We start from the raw sequence: 18,226 nt of genomic DNA, 5'->3' as shown, positions 1-18,226 counted from the left end.
ATGATAAAAAATGTTATCGTAAAATAGGGGTTTATGATATGCTTTCGAAGATTTTCGGAGAAGAAAATAAGGCGTGAAAATGTTGTGGCTTAGTTTTGTTTTAACCTTTGTTGTGTCGTTTGCAACCATAGTTTTGGGGCGTCCGGTGGCTGAAAAGATCGGTCTGGTGGATAAGCCCAATTACCGCAAACGCCATCAGGGAGCGATTCCGCTGTTGGGCGGTATTTCCCTGTTTATGGGAAATTTATGTTTTTACTTAATGCAATGGGAACAAACCCGTCTGCCTTATCTTTACCTGTTTTCCGTTACTGTTTTGCTGATTATCGGATTATTGGACGATCGTTTTGATTTAAGCGCCGCGCTACGTGCTTGTGTGCAGGCGGCATTATCGGTAGCGATGATTTACTTCGGGCAACTGTCACTGGATAATTTAGGACAGATTATCGGACCTTTCCAGGTAACTTTAGGCGGCGTCGGTTTTGTGATTACCGTGTTGGCGACCATTGCCGTGATCAATGCATTCAATATGATTGACGGAATTGACGGCTTATTGGGCGGATTATCCGGTGTCGGTTTTGCCGCCATGGGAATTTTACTGATTCTCGATAACCAATGGGATTTGGCAATTTGGTGTTTTGCTTTAATTGTGACGTTAATTCCATATTCTATGTTCAATCTTTGTATTCCGTTCGGTAGAAAATATAAAATCTTTATGGGGGACAGCGGCAGCACGCTAATCGGGTTTACCATGATTTGGATTCTATTGTTGAGTACTCAAGGTAAAGGACATCCGATGAATCCGGTGACGGCGTTGTGGATTATTGCCATTCCGTTAATTGACATGATTGCTGTGATTTACCGTCGGGTGCGCAAAGGAAAGAGTCCGTTTAAGCCGGATCGTTTGCATGTACATCATTTAATGGTTCGTGCGGGTTTGACATCGCGTCAGGCATTCTTGGTGATTACCCTGTTTGCCGCATTATGCGCAGGTTTTGGTATTCTCGGTGAAGTCTATTATCTGAACGAATGGTTTATGTTCGGTGCGTTTATCGTATTGTTTTTTCTGTATCTTTATTCTATTACCCGGGCGTGGCGCGTAACACGTTTTATTCGCCGCATGAAACGCCGTGCTTCACGACGAATCGAACGGTGAGGGGGTGTTAAACAAAAACGGGAATTTCCGGGAGAATTCCCGTTTTTTGTCGAACGGGTGAGTTACAGTTTGTCGCTCAGCAAGAACTGTAATACGCCGTCCATTCTCAAGTGCGGGATAGCCTCGCCCTTTTCCAATTGTCTGGGCTCAAAAGTATCGAATTCAAAGCGGCGGTTTTGCCAAAAATCCGCTTTCGGTAATTTACTCGGGACGCTGCCCGGGTAAAGCGTAACCGCTTGCAAATCCTGACTGCGAATGCCTTGGAGAGCTTTAAAAGTTTTACCGTTTTCAATGACATTTACTTGATTGGTGGCGCGAATAGCCGAAATGGCAGAATAGGCAATATCAATGCCTTCGAATTCCGCATAACGTCCGCCTTCTTGCACTAATTGACGCATTAAGCTGATTAAATTGGGCACTTGATCACTGGTGATATGATCCGCCTTGGTGGCGATGAACATTAATTTATCAATACGCGGAGAAAATAAACGGGAAAGCAGATTACGTTTGCCGTAATGAAAATTTTTAAACAGTTGATGCAATGCCATTTGCATATCTTCGAAGGCCGCATGGCTGTGATTAAGCGGCGTCAGACAATCTGCGAGGATAACCTGGCGATCGAAATGGGCGAAGTAATCTTCATAAAACCGTTTAACTACGCGTTTGCGGTAATAATCGTAACGTTTTTTCAAAATACCGAAATAACTGGCAGAGCCGGCATTTTTCTCCAGATTCGCCCATTCGGATACCGTTAAATAATCTAAGGGGAAAAATTGTAAAGCCGGCGCGCCCTCTAATTCGCCGGGTAACACAAAACGTCCGGGTTGAATAAAATGCAATCCTTGTTGCTTGCAGGCAAGCAGATAATCCGTGTAACTTTTGGCGATAGTGGCTAACGTTTCCTCATTGGCGGGTGCCGATAAATCCAATTTTCTCGCCTTGCCTTGCCAGCTCTGATTTAATTGCCGACGGGCCGGTGTAGTAAATTTCTGCAGAAATTGCGACCATTGGCGATAGTTTAAATCCAGCAACGGGAGATCCAGCAACCATTCGCCGGGATAATCGAAAATATCCAAATAAAGCGTGCCTTTTTCTTTAATGTAACTGAAAAGTCCCCGTTGGCGTTGATAACGAATAGCCAGTCGGGTTTCGCTGACGCCGCGGGTGGATTGGGGAAAGTGCGGTGGGTTTTGTTCAAGTTCCGCCAGGTTTCGCTCATAGTCGAAGCGGGGGACGCTGAGATCTGCTTGAGGAATACGCTTTACCCCTAAAATGGTTCCGTTACGCGCGCTTTCGAATAGTGGAAGATGCTTGTTGTCTGCCGAATTAATATGTAACAATTGATTAATCAGACTGGTAATAAACGCTGTTTTACCGCTACGACTGAGTCCCGTCACCGCCAGCCGTAAACTGCGATCGAAAGTGCGGTCAAAAATTTGATGAATTTCTTTTTGAATGGTATTAAACATTTTTATTTTTCAAATAGACCTAAATCCTTTAAACTTTATATAATTTATCACGAATAGTCAGTGTTATGCTTAAGATTTCAGTAACTTTGTTGTTTTTTTTAATAACGAGTTTTTCAGTTTTGTCCGCACCGCGGGTACCTGCGGAATTAACCGATAACGGGTTGATTTATTGTACGCATGCGACGGGCTTCTCGTTTAATCCGCAGACGGCAGATGCGGGTACCAGCATGAATGTAGTTACGGAACAGATTTATAACAAATTGTTTGAAATAAAAGCCAATAGTTCGCAAGTCGAGCCGTCTTTGGCACGATCATATAAAATTTCTTCCGACGGAAAAACGATTACTTTATATTTACGCCGAGGTGTGAAATTTCATCATACGCCATGGTTTACTCCAAGCCGCAATTTTAATGCCGATGATGTGGTTTTTTCCCTCAACCGGGTATTGGGACACAACACTTCTTTACCGGAATTCGAACTGGAGACCGAACAAAACATCGTCAATCGTCAATACAGTATTTTTCATGATTTAGCAAAAAAGACCCGTTTTCCTTATTTCGAAAGTATTAAATTAAATCAAAAAATTAATTATGTGGAAAGTGTCGATCCTTATACGGTACAAATTCATCTTTTTGAGCCGGATGCTTCCATTTTGTCTCATTTAGCGAGTCAATATGCGGTGATTTTCTCTCATGAATATGCATTGCAGTTAAATGCGGACGATAATTTGGAACAATTGGATACTTTACCGGTAGGAACCGGAGCTTACCAACTAAAAGAATATTTACGCGGTCAGTATGTTCGTTTGATGCCGAATCAGTATTATTGGCGAAAACCGGCGAAGATTGCCAATATTGTGATTGATTTATCTACCGATAAAATCGGCCGGATGGCAAAATTCTTTAATAACGAATGCCAGATTGCCGCTTTTCCCGAAGTGAGTCAGCTAGGGTTATTGCAACAAAGCGGGGCACAATTCAAAACGACTATCGCCGAAGGGATGAATCTTTCTTTTTTAGCATTTAATTTTTTGCGCCCGACCATGCGGAATACGGAGCTTCGCCGTGCTATCGCTTTAGCAATCAACCGTGAACGATTGATTAAGCATATTTACTATGATACGGCAGTGGTGGCAAATAATATTATTCCGGCAATATCGTGGGCGGCGGGCAATGAGGTTTCCCACTTCGATTATGATCCGAAAAAAGCGCGGGAAATGTTAGCCGACATGCAGATACCGCCGCTTGAAATGTGGTTGGTTCAGGAAGAACAAGTGTTCAACCCGGCGCCTATTAAAATGGCGGAAATGATTCGAACGGATTTAAATGCAGTGGGACTGAATGTTAAAGTGCGGTTAATTTCGCGTAATTTTTTAATGGAAAATCTGCATAATAAAACGGAAGATTATGATTTGATTTTAGCCGGTTGGCTGGCAAGCAGCTTGGATCCGGACAGCTTTTTACGTCCGATATTGAGTTGCGATACCACTGACGAAGTATCTAATGTCTCAAATTGGTGTTCGGAAAGTTTCGATCAACTGTTGGATTCGGCGTTAATCCGTTCGGATCCTCATGCGCGTGCGGTAGATTATGCCGTTGCCCAGCAGCAGGTTTTTTCCGAATTGCCGATTTTGCCGTTAGCTAATGTTAAACGTATTTTAATCTCGAATACCCGGGTGGACGGAATAGAAGTGACACCGTTCGGAAATATTCATTTCGAGAAATTATCCTTGAAAAAGGAGAAAAAGTAATGTTTTTTTCCCTGATTCGGCGCTTTTTACTGATATTAATCAATCTATTTTTATTGAGTATTATCAGTTATGCCATTTTCATGCGGGATCCCGCCAATGCAGTCTATGCGGAACCCAGTATTTATGATGGGTATAAGTCCTATTCGTGGAGTTTGTTACAGGGCGATTTAGGTATTACTTATAATGGCGGCGATTCTATCGCTTCCATGATTTTCACGGTGTTACCCGCTACCCTCGAACTTTGTTTCGTTGCGATTTTATTGGCACTGATTGTCGGTGTACCTCTGGGATTGCTGGGGGCTTTTCAACAAAATAATATGGTTGGGAAAACGATTAGTGCGGTTTCTTCTCTCGGGCTTTCTCTGCCTGTTTTTTGGATTGCGCCGATTTTACTATATTTTGCGGCGGTGAACCGGTGGGAAATTTCGGCGGTCGGACAGATGAATTTGCTGTATTCCGTTAAACCGATTACCGGATTTGCCATTATTGATGTGTGGTTTATGGATGTACCTTATAGATTGAAAGCAATTCAAAACGTATTACAGCATTTGGCGTTGCCGAGTATTGTTCTGATGATTTCCCCCACGATGGAAATTACCAAATTCGTTAAACAACGCACGGAATGGGTATTAAAGCAGAATTATATTAAATTTGCCGTGACGCGCGGTTGGTCAATGTTACGTATTCTGCATGTTTATGTCTTACGCAATATGTTACCGTTGCTGATTCCTCTGATTGCCCGTTTAGTCGGTTACGTTTTAGCATTATGTATGCTGGTGGAAGGCACCTTCGGTTGGCCGGGTATGGGGCGTTGGTTGATCGATGCCGTCGCCCAGCAAGATTACAACAGTATTTCCGTGGGGGTGATTGTTATCGGTGTATTTATTATGTCTATCAATCTGATTGCGGGACTGTGTTTGTTTCTGTTAGATCCGTTTGATAAAAAAGGGTGGTCCGGCGGTGTTAGATAAAGAGCCTTACGAATTCAGAGAAACGGAAACATTACGACGGATTTGGCTGGCGTTTCGTCGCGATCGTATTGCATTATTCAGTTTTTATCTTTTTTTGTTGCTGATTTTGACCGCACTTTTCAGCAAATTTGTTGCACCTTACGCCAGTGATATGCAATTTATCGGTAAAGAGTTAACTCCGCCGTCCTGGGTAGCGAGCGGGGAAGTGGCATACTTTTTCGGTACGGATGATTTGGGACGAGATGTGTTCAGTCGAATCATTAACGGTGTGAGCTATACTTTTGGTTCTGCTCTAATCGTTGTAATTTTTACGGCTGTAATCGGCGGCGGACTTGGGATTTTGGCCGGTATGTCGCGCGGTTTTAAATCTCGCGTATTAGGGCATTTTTTAGATGCGTTTTTGTCGGTGCCGATTCTGTTAATTTCTATTGTGATAGCCACATTAATGGAACCCGGATTGTCTAATGCCATGCTGGCGATAGCTTTGGCATTGTTGCCGCATTTTATTCATGAAATTTATCTGGCAATTCAGCAGGAACTGAAAAAGGATTATATTTTAACGATGCGGTTGGACGGCGCGCCTAACGGCATATTGCTGCGTGAAACTATTTTACCGAATATTATGGTGAGGTATATTCGAGAAATTATACAGGCGTTTGTTATTGCTCTGTTAGAGATTAGTGCGTTAAGTTTTATTTCGCTGGGCGCGCAACGCCCTACTCCGGAATGGGGGGCGATGATTCGTGACAGTTTAGAACTTATTTATATTGCGCCTTGGGCGGTAATTTTGCCAGGTATCGCAATTATTATTGTCCTGTTGATTGTAATCTTAATGGGCAACGGCATCTGCAAAACCCTTGAACGTTACGGCGAATAGGGTGAAGAGGAAATATTATGGCGTTATTGGATATTCGTAATCTGTGCATTGATGTTGAAACTCCGCAGGGATTAATTCGTATTATTGATAATGTCAATTTAACGATTAATGAGGGTGAAATTTGCGGTCTGGTTGGCGAATCCGGTTCGGGTAAAAGTATTATTGCTAAAGTGATTTGTAATGCATTCAAGGATAATTGGATTGTTTCGGCGGATCGGTTTCGTTTTAATGAAGTGGAATTACTGAAATTAAGTCCGCATAAGCGACGAAAACTGGTCGGTAAAAATATTTCTATGGTTTATCAACAACCACTAAGTTATTTGGACCCTAGTAAAAAAATCGGCAAGCAAATTATACAAACCTTTTCTAGCTGGTCTTACAAGGGGCCTTGGTGGAAATGGTTCGGTTGGAAAAAACGGCGGGCTATAGAGTTGCTGCACCGAGTCGGAATTCGCGATCACAAAGATATTATGCGCAGTTATCCCGATGAAATAACCGAGGGGGAAGGGCAAAAGGTGATGATTGCCATTGCGGTAGCGAATCAACCCCGCTTATTGATTGCCGATGAGGCCACCAACGCATTGGAATCATCTACTCAACTACAAATTTTCCGGTTACTTTCCGGCATGAATCAGAATAACGGAATGACTGTGTTGCTAGCCAGTAACGACATCACCAGCATTACGGAATGGTGCGACAGCTTTACCGTATTATATTGCGGACAAAATGCCGAAAGCGGACCGAAAGAAAGTATTCTGGAAAACCCGCATCATCCTTATACCTCCGCATTATTGCATGCTATCCCGGATTTCAGTTCGCCGTTGCCGCTTAAAAGCAAACTGAATACGCTGCGTGGAACGGTGCCCCTGCTGGAGCATATGCCGGTAGGGTGTCGGCTGGGACCGCGTTGTCCTTTCGCACAGAAAAAATGCATTAACCGACCGCCTTCCCGGCGGGTTAAACAGCATGAGTTCGCTTGCCATTATCCATTGAATATTCGGGAAAAATCTCTTGTGAAAGAACAGGTAAGTAGCCCGCTAACCTTAAATTTAGAGGCCAAAACGGAATAAATATGTCAGCACTGTTGCAAGTTAATGCATTATGCAAATTGTTCAAAGAACGGACGTCTTTTTTTGAAAAACGGGAATTTTATGCAGTAAAAGACATCAGTTTCAGTTTAGAACCACAAAAAACGCTGGCGATTATTGGTAATAACGGTTCGGGTAAATCGACGCTGGCTAAAATGATCGTAGGCATTAGCGAACCGACTTCCGGACAACTTTTTTTGAACGGAAAGCAGTTAATCTACGGTGATTATCAGTATCGAGCGAAATATATCCGTATGGTTTTTCAGGATCCGAATTTCAGTTTCAATCCGCGTTTAAATGTAGGACAAATATTGGATGTTCCGCTCCGCCTCACCACGGATCTAGACGAACAGGCAAGAAATAACCGAATTTTCGATACCTTGCGTTTGGTGGGACTGTATCCCGATCATGCCAATATCGGTATCAATACCATGTCGGTCAGCCAAAAGCAGCGTGTAGCATTAGCACAGGCTTTAATTTTAAATCCGAAAGTGATTATTGCCGACGATGCCCTGGGTATTCTGGATGCGTCGGTGAAAACTCAGCTGGTCAATCTCATGCTGGATATTCAGGAAAAACGCGAGATTTCCTATATTTATGTCGGTCAACATTTAGGTATTATCAAGCATATTGCCGATGAAGTATTGGTAATGGATGAAGGTAAAATGGTTGAATTCGGTAACACCCAAACGTTGTTTTGTTCGCCGCAGCATGAAGTCACCCGGCGGCTGGTGGAAGGCTTTTTTGGTCGAGTATTGGATAAAAATTCGTGGCAACCTGCGGATTGGGCAGTATGATTTTAAAGAATGAATTATTCGTGCAGGCGTCTGAATAAAAAAGCTACCTTCAGGTAGCTTTTTTATCTGAAGTGCGGTCAATTATTCTTTTGAATTTTCGACCGCGCTTCCTGTGTTTTCTACATCTTCACCGTCAAATTCATCGTCAGGTTCGGCGACGCGTTCCAAACTGACCACCTGTTCGTCTTCAGCAGTGCGAATCAGACGTACGCCTTGGGTGTTGCGTCCCACAACGCTGACTTCGGTAACGCGTGTACGAACCAGCGTACCGGCATCGGTAATCAACATAATTTGATCCGCTTCTTCCACTTGGGTGGCCGCGACTACTTTACCGTTTCGTTCGCTCACTTTAATGGAGATGACGCCTTTGGTGTTACGGGATTTGGTCGGATATTCTTCAAGTTTTGTCCGTTTACCGTAACCGTTTTGGGTAGCGGTGAGAATTTCACCGTCATTTTTCGGCACCACTAAAGAAACCACTTTGTCGATATTCAGATCTAAACTTTCTTGTGAATTATCTTCGGAAACTTCTTCAATTTCAACCGCACTTTCCTCATCGGATAAGTCGTTGGTTAACGCCAGTTTGATCCCGCGAACACCGGTTGCCGTCCGTCCCATTGCGCGCACGGCGGATTCGGCAAAGCGTACTACGCGGCCTTGTGACGAGAACAACATGATTTCATTTGATCCGTCGGTGATGTCCACGCCGATCAATTCGTCTTCATCACGTAAGTTGACGGCGATAATACCGTTTGAACGAGGACGGCTGAATTCGGTTAAAGCCGTTTTCTTCACAATACCGCCCGCAGTCGCCATTAAGACGAATTTATCTTCGTCATAACTTGCTACCGGCAGAATTGCGGTAATACGCTCATTTTCTTCCAACGGAAGAATATTCACGATCGGACGTCCGCGAGCACCGCGGCTGGCTTCCGGTAATTGGTAAACTTTTAACCAATATAAACGCCCGCGGCTGGAGAAACAGAGAATCGTATCATGAGTATTGGCGACCAGTAATTTTTCAATAAAATCGTCTTCCTTCATTTTAGTTGCGGATTTACCTTTGCCGCCGCGACGTTGCGCTTCGTAATCGGTTAACGGTTGATATTTCACGTAACCTTCGTGCGAAAGCGTGACGACGACATCTTCCTGAGCGATTAAATCCTCAAGATTAATATCGCTTGAAGCAGTGGTAATTTCCGTACGACGGGCGTCATTGAAATTAGTTTTAACCAATTCCAATTCTTCGCGAATGACTTCGCGTAAGCGTTCGATACTGGTTAAAATGTGCAAATATTCGCCGATTTGTACTAAAATTTCTTGGTATTCGCTAACGATTTTCTCGTGTTCTAAGCCGGTTAAACGATGCAAACGTAGCTCTAAAATCGCACGGGCTTGTGTTTCCGAAAGATAGTATTGACCCTCACGTACACCGCATTCCGCCGGTAAATCATCAGGGCGGGAAACATCTACGCCGGCAGCTTCGAGCATCGGAGCGACATTGCCGAGTTCCCAAGCGCGAGCTAACAACCCCTCACGGGCTTCGTCCGCCGTTTTGGATGCACGGATTAAATTGATAACGGGATCGATATTCGCCAATGCAATGGCTAAACCCTCTAAAATATGTGCACGTTCGCGTGCTTTGCGCAATTCGTACACGGTACGACGCGTTACCACTTCACGACGGTGTTTGACAAAGGCTTCGATAATTTGTTTTAAGTTGAACAGTTTCGGTTGACCGTGATCCAACGCCACCATGTTAATGCCGAAAGTCACCTGCATTTGGGTCAGCGCGTAAAGGTGATTTAATACCACTTCGCCTACCGCATCGCGTTTGATATCGATTTCGAGGCGAATACCTTCTTTGTTGGACAAATCTAAAATACCTGAAATTCCTTCGATTTTTTTCTCGCGAATCAATTCTCCGATTTTTTCGACCAGTTTCGCTTTGTTTACTTGATAAGGGATTTCGGTTACGACGATTTGCTCACGGCCTTTGTCGTTTGTGACAATTTCCGCTTTGGCGCGAACATAAACTTTGCCGCGTCCGGTTTTGTAGGCTTCTTCAATGCCTCGGCGGCCGTTAATCAATGCCGCCGTCGGAAAATCCGGACCGGGAATAAACTGCATAAGTTCATCGATACTGATGTCTTCGTTGTCGATATATGCCAAACAACCGTCCATCACTTCGCCCAAATTATGCGGCGGAATGTTGGTTGCCATCCCCACGGCAATACCTGATGAACCGTTCACCAGGAGGGCGGGGATTTTGGTCGGTAAGACGTCCGGAATCATTTCTTTGCCATCGTAGTTGGGCGAGAAATCCACAGTTTCTTTATCTAAATCCGTCAACAATTCCTGAGTGATTTTCTGCATGCGGACTTCGGTATAACGCATTGCCGCCGGCGCATCACCGTCGATAGAACCAAAGTTACCTTGACCGTCCACCAGCATATAACGCAACGAGAACGGTTGCGCCATACGTACGATTGTGTCGTAAACGGCGCTGTCACCGTGCGGGTGATATTTACCGATCACGTCACCTACTACACGCGCCGATTTTACATAGGCTTTATTGTGTGTGTTGCCGCTTTGATCCATGGAGAACAGCACACGGCGGTGAACCGGCTTTAAACCGTCGCGCACATCAGGCAGCGCCCGTCCGACTATCACGGACATGGCGTAATCGAGATATGACGATTTCAGTTCGTCTTCGATACTAACGGGCGTGATATCTTGGCTTAATTCAGACATTGAAATTTCCTAATTCTGAGATGAAAAAATTGTTTGAATTATAGCACAAATAGGGTGCTTTTACCTAAAGAAAACTCGAAAAGTGCGGTCAAATTTCGTGAAGTTTTAGATAAAATCGAACAACCGGACGATGAGCAAGAAAAGGGGCGTTTTTTTATAAGATTTGATATTATCGAATCATAGAAAAGCCCGAAAATCTCCGGGCTTTTCAAATATAAAATCAGTTAAACATCGCAGAAATAGATTCTTCGTTACTGATTCGACGAATTGCTTCGGAGAGCATTCCGGAGAGGGTTAATATACGAACTTTGCCAAGTGCGTTGATTTCCGGGGAAAGCGGGATGGTATCGGTTACAACCACTTCGTCTAATGCCGGATTGGCGATATTTTGTGCTGCGGAACCGGAGAAGACGGCATGAGTCGCATAAGCAAATACACGTTTTGCTCCGCGTTCTTTTAAGGCTTCCGCCGCTTTTACCAATGTACCGCCGGTATCGATCATGTCATCGACTAAGATACAGTCGCGACCGGCTACGTCACCGATAATGTGCATCACTTGCGATACGTTTGCTTTAGGGCGGCGTTTATCGATAATCGCCATATCCGTATCGTTCAATAATTTGGCTACTGCGCGGGCGCGAACCACACCGCCGATGTCCGGTGATACCACAATAGGGTTTTCTAAATCGGTTTTTTTCAAAATATCGTGAATTAATACGGGAGAACCGAAAACGTTATCTACCGGTACATCAAAGAAACCTTGAATTTGTTCTGCGTGCAGGTCGCAGGTCAGAACACGGTCAACTCCTACGCTGGAAAGGAAGTCCGCCACCACTTTGGCGGTGATCGGGACGCGAGCCGAACGTACGCGGCGATCCTGACGGGCATAGCCGAAATAAGGAATCACGGCGGTGATACGGCCTGCCGATGCGCGACGTAACGCATCAACCATGACAATGAGTTCCATTAAGTTATCGTTGGTCGGTGCGCAAGTGGACTGAATGATAAATACGTCGCAACCACGTACGTTTTCATTGATCTGCACTTGGATTTCGCCATCGCTAAAACGACCTACGGTAGCGTCACCTAAAGAAAGATATAGGCGTTCGGAAATTCGTTTTGCTAGTTCTGGCGTCGCATTACCAGCGAAGAGTTTTATGTCGGGCATTTTTAAATTGAACCTCAAGGTTTACTGTAAATAAAAAATAGTAGATTGACTGATCACGAAATTTTATCTAACCACTGATGAAGCGGGGAACGATTACAGCCTTTCGCAACAAAACCGGAAACCGAAGCGGGTTTCATATCAAACACGGCTTGAGCGGATTTTTCGTTATCGAATTCCGCAAACACGCAAGCGCCGGTTCCCGTCAATCTTGACGGTGCATATTTTAGCAACCACGTAAGGGTTTCTTCAACCTCGGGATAACAATTTCGTACAACTTTTTCGCAATCGTTACCGTATTCTTCGGTTAATAGCCGTGTTAGCGGACGTTTCGGCGTATTTCGCGGTAAGTCCGGATGGGTGAAGACAAGCGCCGTGGAAATAGAGGTTTCGGGTTTGAGCACCACAAACCATTTTTCAGGCGGTTCGCAATCCGTTAATTTTTCGCCGACACCTTCCGCAAAAGCGGCGTTACCGTGAATAAAAATCGGCACGTCGGCACCTAATTTTACGCCTAAATCGGCAAGTTCTGAGAGAGAGAGGCGGGTTTTCCAGAGATAATTTAACGCTACCAATACGGTTGCCGCATTGGACGAACCGCCGCCGACACCGCCGCCCATAGGCAGAATTTTGTCCAGCCGTATATCGGCACCGAGGGTGCAACCGGTGTTTTGTTGTAATATGTGAGCCGCGCGGTAAATTAAATTATCTTCTTCTTTCACACCGGGTAATTGGGGGGTTAGATGAATTTCACCGTCGGCGCGCGCACTGATTTCCAGCCAATCGCCGTAATCTAAAAACTGAAAAAGTGTTTGCAGCTCGTGATAACCGTCCGCCCTTTTTCCGTTAATATATAAAAATAAGTTCAATTTGGCGGGGCTGGGGAAACGCAAAGATTTTCCTTGGCGGAAAGAGTCGGCGGAAAATTGGGAAAGTGCGGTTGAAAATCGATAATTTTTTTTCATGGTAACATCCAGTTTTCAACCCGGATCTTTAGGGTTTGGTTATTATTTTTCAGCAGAATATCTCGGGGTAATGCCGGCGTGCGATCCTGATGATAAACCAAATAATCCGCGGTCCAGACTACACCGTCTATCGGATAGCTGAAACCGGCTAAATAATGATTTTCTCCCACCTGATAATCGGCATGTTCGTCGGGTTGTCCTTTCAGCCAGGTCGCAAGCCGCTCCAACGGCACTTCCATACCGACAATTTCACGAATCAGCATTTTGGCATCCGCTTCCGAACGTTGGTTTCCTTTGTTATCGGAAATCGTCATACCTGAAGGATGACGCTGCATTTCCAGACTGGTGGTGCTGATGGTGGAATATAATTTTAAAGTGTAATTCTGCGGGTTTTGGTATTGCCACTCAAAACGGCTGGAAAAGCGTTCCTGAGAGCTGATATAACCGATTTGACCTTGCGCGGAATAAGCTTTTATCTGCTTGAGCAGACTTAAATGCTGCTGCCAAGAGCGGTCAGTTTTTGAAATGGTTTTGATGTCGGTCGGGCGGTGTTCGCTGATATCCAATGACGAACAGCCGGTGAAAATAAATGCCGATACTAAAACGACGAAAAGAGATTTTAAACGCATAATATGTCCGGTATTTTGTGGTGATCGACCCATACCGCCGGAATCGAAATAATTTTAGATATAAAAAAAGCACCGCAAGGTGCTGTCTCTATCTTTTTCTGTCAAATGATTTCAAATGGTGCCCGAGGCCAGACTTGAACTGGCACGCCCCGAAAGGCGAGGGATTTTAAATCCCTTGCGTCTACCGATTCCGCCACTCGGGCATCACGCATTTAAAATTCATTTAAATAATTGGAGCGGGAAACGAGGCTCGAACTCGCGACCCCAACCTTGGCAAGGTTGTGCTCTACCAACTGAGCTATTCCCGCTCGGTTTCAGCTTATAGCCTTCAACGGGAGTGCATTTTACTTATTTTACAGGGACTGTCAAACAGAAATTTCAAAAAAAATCATAACTGTTTAAAAACAATACAAAAGTAGGATAATTCCCCCTTTCAGCGGAAAATAATTGTATAATTCTTTATCCGAATAACCATTTGAAAAAATGAGGAAGATAAAAATGACGGAAAATTTGACCGCACTTCAACAGGCGTTGGATAGTACGGTGACGGATACTATCCGGTTGACTCAATACAGTCACGGTGCGGGTTGAGGCTGTAAAATTTCGCCTAAGGTATTAGGGACTATTTTACAAACGAAACTCGAACAATTTATCGATCCTCATCTGTTAGTCGGTAACGATACCGCCGATGATGCGGCGGTTTATGATATCGGAAACGGCGTAGGCATTATCAGTACCACGGATTTTTTCATGCCGATTGTGGATGATCCCTTCGATTTCGGCCGTATTGCGGCGACGAACGCAATCAGCGACATTTTTGCCATGGGCGGAAAACCGATTATGGCGATTGCTATCCTCGGTTTTCCGATTAAATTATTGCCGGCCGAAGTGGCGCAACGCATAGTGGACGGCGGGCGTTTTGCCTGTAAGCAAGCGGGCATTGCCTTAGCGGGCGGGCATTCCATTGACGCACCGGAACCGATTTTCGGATTGGCGGTCACCGGTATGATTAATACGGATAAAGTGAAGAAGAATGCTTCCGCCCAAGCGGGCTGCAAGCTTTATCTGACCAAACCGCTGGGTATCGGCGTGCTGACCACGGCGGAGAAAAAAGGCAAATTAAAAGCCGAACATCAAAACTTGGCAACCCAAGTGATGTGCCAGATGAATTTGGTCGGTTCGGCGTTTTCCGAAATCGACGGTGTGACCGCCATGACGGACGTCACCGGATTCGGTTTGCTCGGTCATTTGATTGAGTTGTGTGAAGGGTCGCAGTTAAATGCCGTAGTGTATATGGACAAAATTCATACGTTGGACGGTGTTCGGGATTACCTTGAAAAAGGCTGCGTGCCGGGCGGTACGATGCGTAATTTCGACAGCTACGGGAATAAGGTTTCCACTATGACGGAAATACAAAAAGCTATCTTGTGTGATCCGCAAACTTCCGGCGGACTATTGGTGGCGGTGCGTCCCGATAGTGCTGAGGCTTTGTTGAACGTTGCACGCCAAGCCGATGTGGAAATTTTTGAGGTGGGCGAATTATTATCGCCGCAGGAAGGTGAAATCGTCGTCACCGTGAAATAAACCCGCATTGCCTGGATAATCCGTTAAACCGCAGCCGAACGACTGCGGTTTTTCTTTTGCCGGAAAGTCGGTATAATGCCCGCAATTTTTTCAGCAGAAATTTTAACCGAGCCAGCGAATGAAATTTATTATTAAACTTTTTCCCGAAATCATGATTAAAAGCGACAGTGTTCGCAAACGTTTCATCAAAATTTTAACCGGCAATATCCGAAATATATTGGATAAACATGACGATTCCGTGGCGGTGGTGCGTCATTGGGATTTCATTGAAGTGCGGTCAAAACACGAAGAAAATCGACCGCACTTAATCGAGTTGTTGCAATGTATACCGGGCATTCACCATTTTCTGGAAGTCGAAGAACGTCCGTTTACGGATTTGCATAATATTTTTGAACAAACCTTGGAACGCATGCGTGACGAGCTTGTGGATAAAACATTCTGTGTACGGGCAAAACGTCGAGGTAAACACAGTTTCAGTTCGCTGGAAATCGAACGTTATGTGGGCGGGGGATTAAATCAGCATATTGAAACGGCAAAAGTGAAATTGAAAAATCCGGATGTTACCGTACGTATTGAAGTAGATAATGACAAATTGCTGTTTATTCAAGCCCGTCACGAAGGTATCGGCGGTTATCCTATCGGTACGCAGGAAGATGTGTTGTCGCTGATTTCCGGCGGCTTTGATTCGGGTGTTTCCAGCTATATGCTGATTCGTCGCGGTTCCCGCGTACATTACTGTTTCTTTAATTTAGGCGGTGCGGCGCATGAAATCGGTGTGAAGCAAATGGTGTATCATCTTTGGAACCGTTACGGCAGTTCCCACAAAGTCCGTTTTATAGCCATTAATTTTGAAGCGGTAGTAGGCGAGATTCTGGAAAAAATCGATAACGGCCAAATGGGCGTGGTGCTGAAACGGATGATGGTGCGGGCAGCCGGTAAAGTGGCGCAACGTTTTGCCATTGAAGCTATTGTCACCGGAGAGGCGCTCGGTCAGGTCTCCAGTCAAACCTTAACCAATTTGCGATTGATTGACGAAGCGGCGGGCACTTTAGTTTTACGTCCGCTGATTACGCATGATAAAGAACAGATTATCGCTATGGCGAAACAAATCGGTACCGAAGATATCGCTAAATCCATGCCGGAATTCTGTGGCGTCATATCTAAAAATCCGACGGTAAAAGCGGTGCGCGAACGTATTCTGGCGGAAGAAGAACATTTCGATTTCGATATTCTGGAAAGTGCGGTGCAAAATGCCGAATATTTGGATATTCGGCAAATCGCGGAAGAAACGGCAAAAGGAGTGGTGGAAATCGATGGCGTTTCGGTTTTGGGCGAAAATGACGTGATTTTGGATATTCGCAGTCCGGAAGAAACGGATGAAAACCCGCTGGCGTTAGAGAATCGCCAGGTTATCGAACTGCCGTTTTATAAGGTTTCGTCACAATTCGGCGAGCTGGATCAAAGCAAAAATTACGTTTTATATTGCGAACGCGGTGTGATGAGTAAACTGCAAGCGCTGTACCTGAAAGAAAACGGCTTTAATAATGTGCAGGTTTTTGTCAAAGCCAAATAATGGAAATTCCAATCCCCTGAATAATCAGGGGATTTTTTTATCATTATTTCACCGCCAATTCCATCATTTTAATGATTACGTTCACGGCGTCCGCCATGCCTTCAAGGCTGATGAGTTCGTGTTTGCTGTGAAAGTTGTAACCGCCGGTAAAAATATTCGGGCAGGCTAAACCTTTTTCCGCCAGCCATGCGCCGTCCGTACCGCCGCGAATCGGTTTGTGAACGGGAGTGATATGGCACGCTTTCATGGCTTTATCCGCTAGATCAATGGATTGCGGTACGGTTTTTACTACGTCATACATATTTTTGTAACTGTCGGTTATAGTCACTTCGGCTTTTTGACGTAATTTTTTTTGCTGATTGAATTGCTCCACCGTCTGCCGGATAAAGGTTTTTCGTTGTTCGAATTTATCCGGATCAAAATCACGGATGAGATAATGTAATTCGGCTTTTTCAATATCGCCCGTTAACCGTTGTAAATGGAAAAAACCTTCTTTACCCTCGGTTTTTTCCGGTACTTCGTCAGCAGGAAGTCTTTGCTGAAAATCGCAGGCTAACGCCAGTGCGTTAATCAGCTTACCTTTTGCCGAACCCGGATGAATACTGCGCCCGTAAATGGTAACTTTTGCCGTTGCGGCATTAAAGTTTTCATATTCCAATTCGCCCGCTTCGCCGCCGTCGATGGTGTATGCCCAATCGCAAGGAAAGGCTTCCCACGGGAAATAGTGCATACCCAAACCGATTTCTTCATCGGGAGTGAAAGCAATACGAATATTACAGTGTGGCAGATTGCGTTTTTTTATCTCGGTAAGTGCGGTCAGAATTTCTGCAATTCCTGCTTTGTTATCCGCACCGAGCAACGTCGTGCCGTCGGCAACAATAAGGGTTTTACCGATTAGCTGGTGTAAAAAGGGATAATAAGCCGGACTGATAAATTCATCACCGATACCTAAGGCAATATCACCGCCGCGATAGTTTTCGATGACTTCGGCCCGAACGTTTTTACCGCTGCATTCGGGAGACGTATCGAGATGGGAAATTAAACCTATGGTCGGAGCGTTATTGACGTTAGCCGGAAAAAGTGCGGTCAAAATTCCGTGTTTTGTTAACGTAATTTCTTCCAGTCCGAGTTGTTGTAACTCCTGAGTTAAATGTTTGGCCAGTTTAACTTGTCCTTGTGTGCTGGGCGACGATTTGGCACCCACTTTTGATTGGGTATCAAAGGTGATATAGGTTAGAAATCGTTCCAGAAGTTGTTCGGTAAACGACATAGTATAAAATCTCCATAAAATATGCCTTACTGTATCAATTTTAGTCCGAGATTTTCTTGATATACGACAAAGATTTACCGTTATTTCAAGGGAATATGTTTTTTTATCGGAAAAATTATAAATTTTTTATACGAAATTTTACTGAAAACGGATTAATTTCTTTTCATCATGAAAGGTTAG

Annotated in this window: 14 protein-coding genes and 2 tRNA genes; 8 read left to right on the top strand and 8 right to left on the bottom strand. The window is 44.6% G+C overall.

Features of this window, described 5'->3' with window-relative positions; all coding sequences use genetic code 11:
- Positions 1 to 79: 79 nt before the first annotated feature.
- A complete protein-coding gene (gene wecA / locus ASUC_RS09105; RefSeq protein ID WP_012073489.1) occupies positions 80 to 1,153 on the top strand; it encodes a UDP-N-acetylglucosamine--undecaprenyl-phosphate N-acetylglucosaminephosphotransferase in 1,074 nt (357 codons plus the stop codon).
- A 62-nt stretch (positions 1,154 to 1,215) separates the two neighbouring features.
- Here the strand turns inward: wecA and ASUC_RS09100 are convergent, their stop codons facing one another.
- Positions 1,216 to 2,622 (bottom strand): YcjX family GTP-binding protein, encoded by a 1,407-nt coding sequence (locus ASUC_RS09100; protein WP_012073488.1) that lies wholly within the window; start codon positions 2,620 to 2,622, stop codon positions 1,216 to 1,218.
- Between the two features lie 65 nt (positions 2,623 to 2,687).
- On the opposite strand from ASUC_RS09100, the gene ASUC_RS09095 reads away from it, so the two are divergent.
- From ASUC_RS09095 to ASUC_RS09075, 5 genes are read left to right on the top strand one after another with little or no spacing between them, the layout of a single operon-like run.
- Positions 2,688 to 4,373: an ABC transporter substrate-binding protein gene (locus tag ASUC_RS09095; protein ID WP_012073487.1), complete on the top strand. Its 1,686-nt coding sequence runs from the start codon at positions 2,688 to 2,690 to the stop codon at positions 4,371 to 4,373.
- Positions 4,373 to 5,344: an ABC transporter permease gene (locus ASUC_RS09090; RefSeq protein ID WP_012073486.1), complete on the top strand. Its 972-nt coding sequence runs from the start codon at positions 4,373 to 4,375 to the stop codon at positions 5,342 to 5,344. Before ASUC_RS09095 ends, ASUC_RS09090 begins: the two co-directional genes overlap by 1 nt.
- Entirely contained in the window at positions 5,334 to 6,221 is an 888-nt protein-coding gene (locus tag ASUC_RS09085; RefSeq protein WP_012073485.1) for an ABC transporter permease subunit, read from the top strand. Before ASUC_RS09090 ends, ASUC_RS09085 begins: the two co-directional genes overlap by 11 nt.
- A 17-nt stretch (positions 6,222 to 6,238) precedes the next feature.
- Positions 6,239 to 7,291, top strand: coding sequence for a peptide ABC transporter ATP-binding protein (locus tag ASUC_RS09080; protein WP_012073484.1), 1,053 nt, complete (start codon positions 6,239 to 6,241; stop codon positions 7,289 to 7,291).
- Between the two features lie 2 nt (positions 7,292 to 7,293).
- Entirely contained in the window at positions 7,294 to 8,106 is an 813-nt protein-coding gene (locus tag ASUC_RS09075; RefSeq protein ID WP_012073483.1) for a peptide ABC transporter ATP-binding protein, read from the top strand.
- An 81-nt stretch (positions 8,107 to 8,187) separates the two neighbouring features.
- Here the strand turns inward: ASUC_RS09075 and gyrA are convergent, their stop codons facing one another.
- From gyrA to ASUC_RS09045, 6 genes are all read right to left on the bottom strand, one after another.
- Complete coding sequence (gene gyrA, locus ASUC_RS09070) at positions 8,188 to 10,860, bottom strand: DNA topoisomerase (ATP-hydrolyzing) subunit A (protein ID WP_012073482.1); 2,673 nt, start codon at positions 10,858 to 10,860, stop codon at positions 8,188 to 8,190.
- A 220-nt stretch (positions 10,861 to 11,080) separates the two neighbouring features.
- Complete coding sequence (locus ASUC_RS09065) at positions 11,081 to 12,028, bottom strand: ribose-phosphate pyrophosphokinase (protein ID WP_012073481.1); 948 nt, start codon at positions 12,026 to 12,028, stop codon at positions 11,081 to 11,083.
- Positions 12,029 to 12,081: 53 nt separating this feature from the next.
- A complete protein-coding gene (ispE, locus tag ASUC_RS09060) occupies positions 12,082 to 12,990 on the bottom strand; it encodes a 4-(cytidine 5'-diphospho)-2-C-methyl-D-erythritol kinase (RefSeq protein WP_012073480.1) in 909 nt (302 codons plus the stop codon).
- Complete coding sequence (gene lolB / locus ASUC_RS09055) at positions 12,987 to 13,619, bottom strand: lipoprotein insertase outer membrane protein LolB (RefSeq protein WP_083757694.1); 633 nt, start codon at positions 13,617 to 13,619, stop codon at positions 12,987 to 12,989. Before lolB ends, ispE begins: the two co-directional genes overlap by 4 nt.
- A 116-nt stretch (positions 13,620 to 13,735) precedes the next feature.
- A tRNA-Leu gene (locus tag ASUC_RS09050) sits at positions 13,736 to 13,822 on the bottom strand.
- A gap of 29 nt (positions 13,823 to 13,851) precedes the next feature.
- A tRNA-Gly gene (locus ASUC_RS09045) sits at positions 13,852 to 13,927 on the bottom strand.
- A 235-nt stretch (positions 13,928 to 14,162) separates the two neighbouring features.
- On the opposite strand from ASUC_RS09045, the gene selD reads away from it, so the two are divergent.
- Complete coding sequence (selD, locus tag ASUC_RS09040) at positions 14,163 to 15,203, top strand: selenide, water dikinase SelD (RefSeq protein WP_083757708.1); 1,041 nt, start codon at positions 14,163 to 14,165, stop codon at positions 15,201 to 15,203.
- Between the two features lie 118 nt (positions 15,204 to 15,321).
- Positions 15,322 to 16,776: a tRNA uracil 4-sulfurtransferase ThiI gene (thiI, locus tag ASUC_RS09035; RefSeq protein ID WP_012073477.1), complete on the top strand. Its 1,455-nt coding sequence runs from the start codon at positions 15,322 to 15,324 to the stop codon at positions 16,774 to 16,776.
- Positions 16,777 to 16,819: 43 nt separating this feature from the next.
- On the opposite strand, the gene pepT is transcribed toward thiI, so the two are convergent.
- Positions 16,820 to 18,046 carry a peptidase T gene (gene pepT, locus ASUC_RS09030; protein ID WP_012073476.1) on the bottom strand — a complete coding sequence of 409 codons (1,227 nt, stop codon included), beginning with the start codon at positions 18,044 to 18,046 and terminating at the stop codon, positions 16,820 to 16,822.
- Positions 18,047 to 18,226 lie beyond the last annotated feature (180 nt).

Origin of the sequence: Actinobacillus succinogenes 130Z, from assembly GCF_000017245.1 — a bacterium.
GTDB classification, from domain to species: Bacteria; Pseudomonadota; Gammaproteobacteria; order Enterobacterales; family Pasteurellaceae; genus Exercitatus; species Exercitatus succinogenes.
Note: the sequence above shows the minus strand (reverse complement) of the source record. Positions and strands in the feature narration are given on the sequence as shown.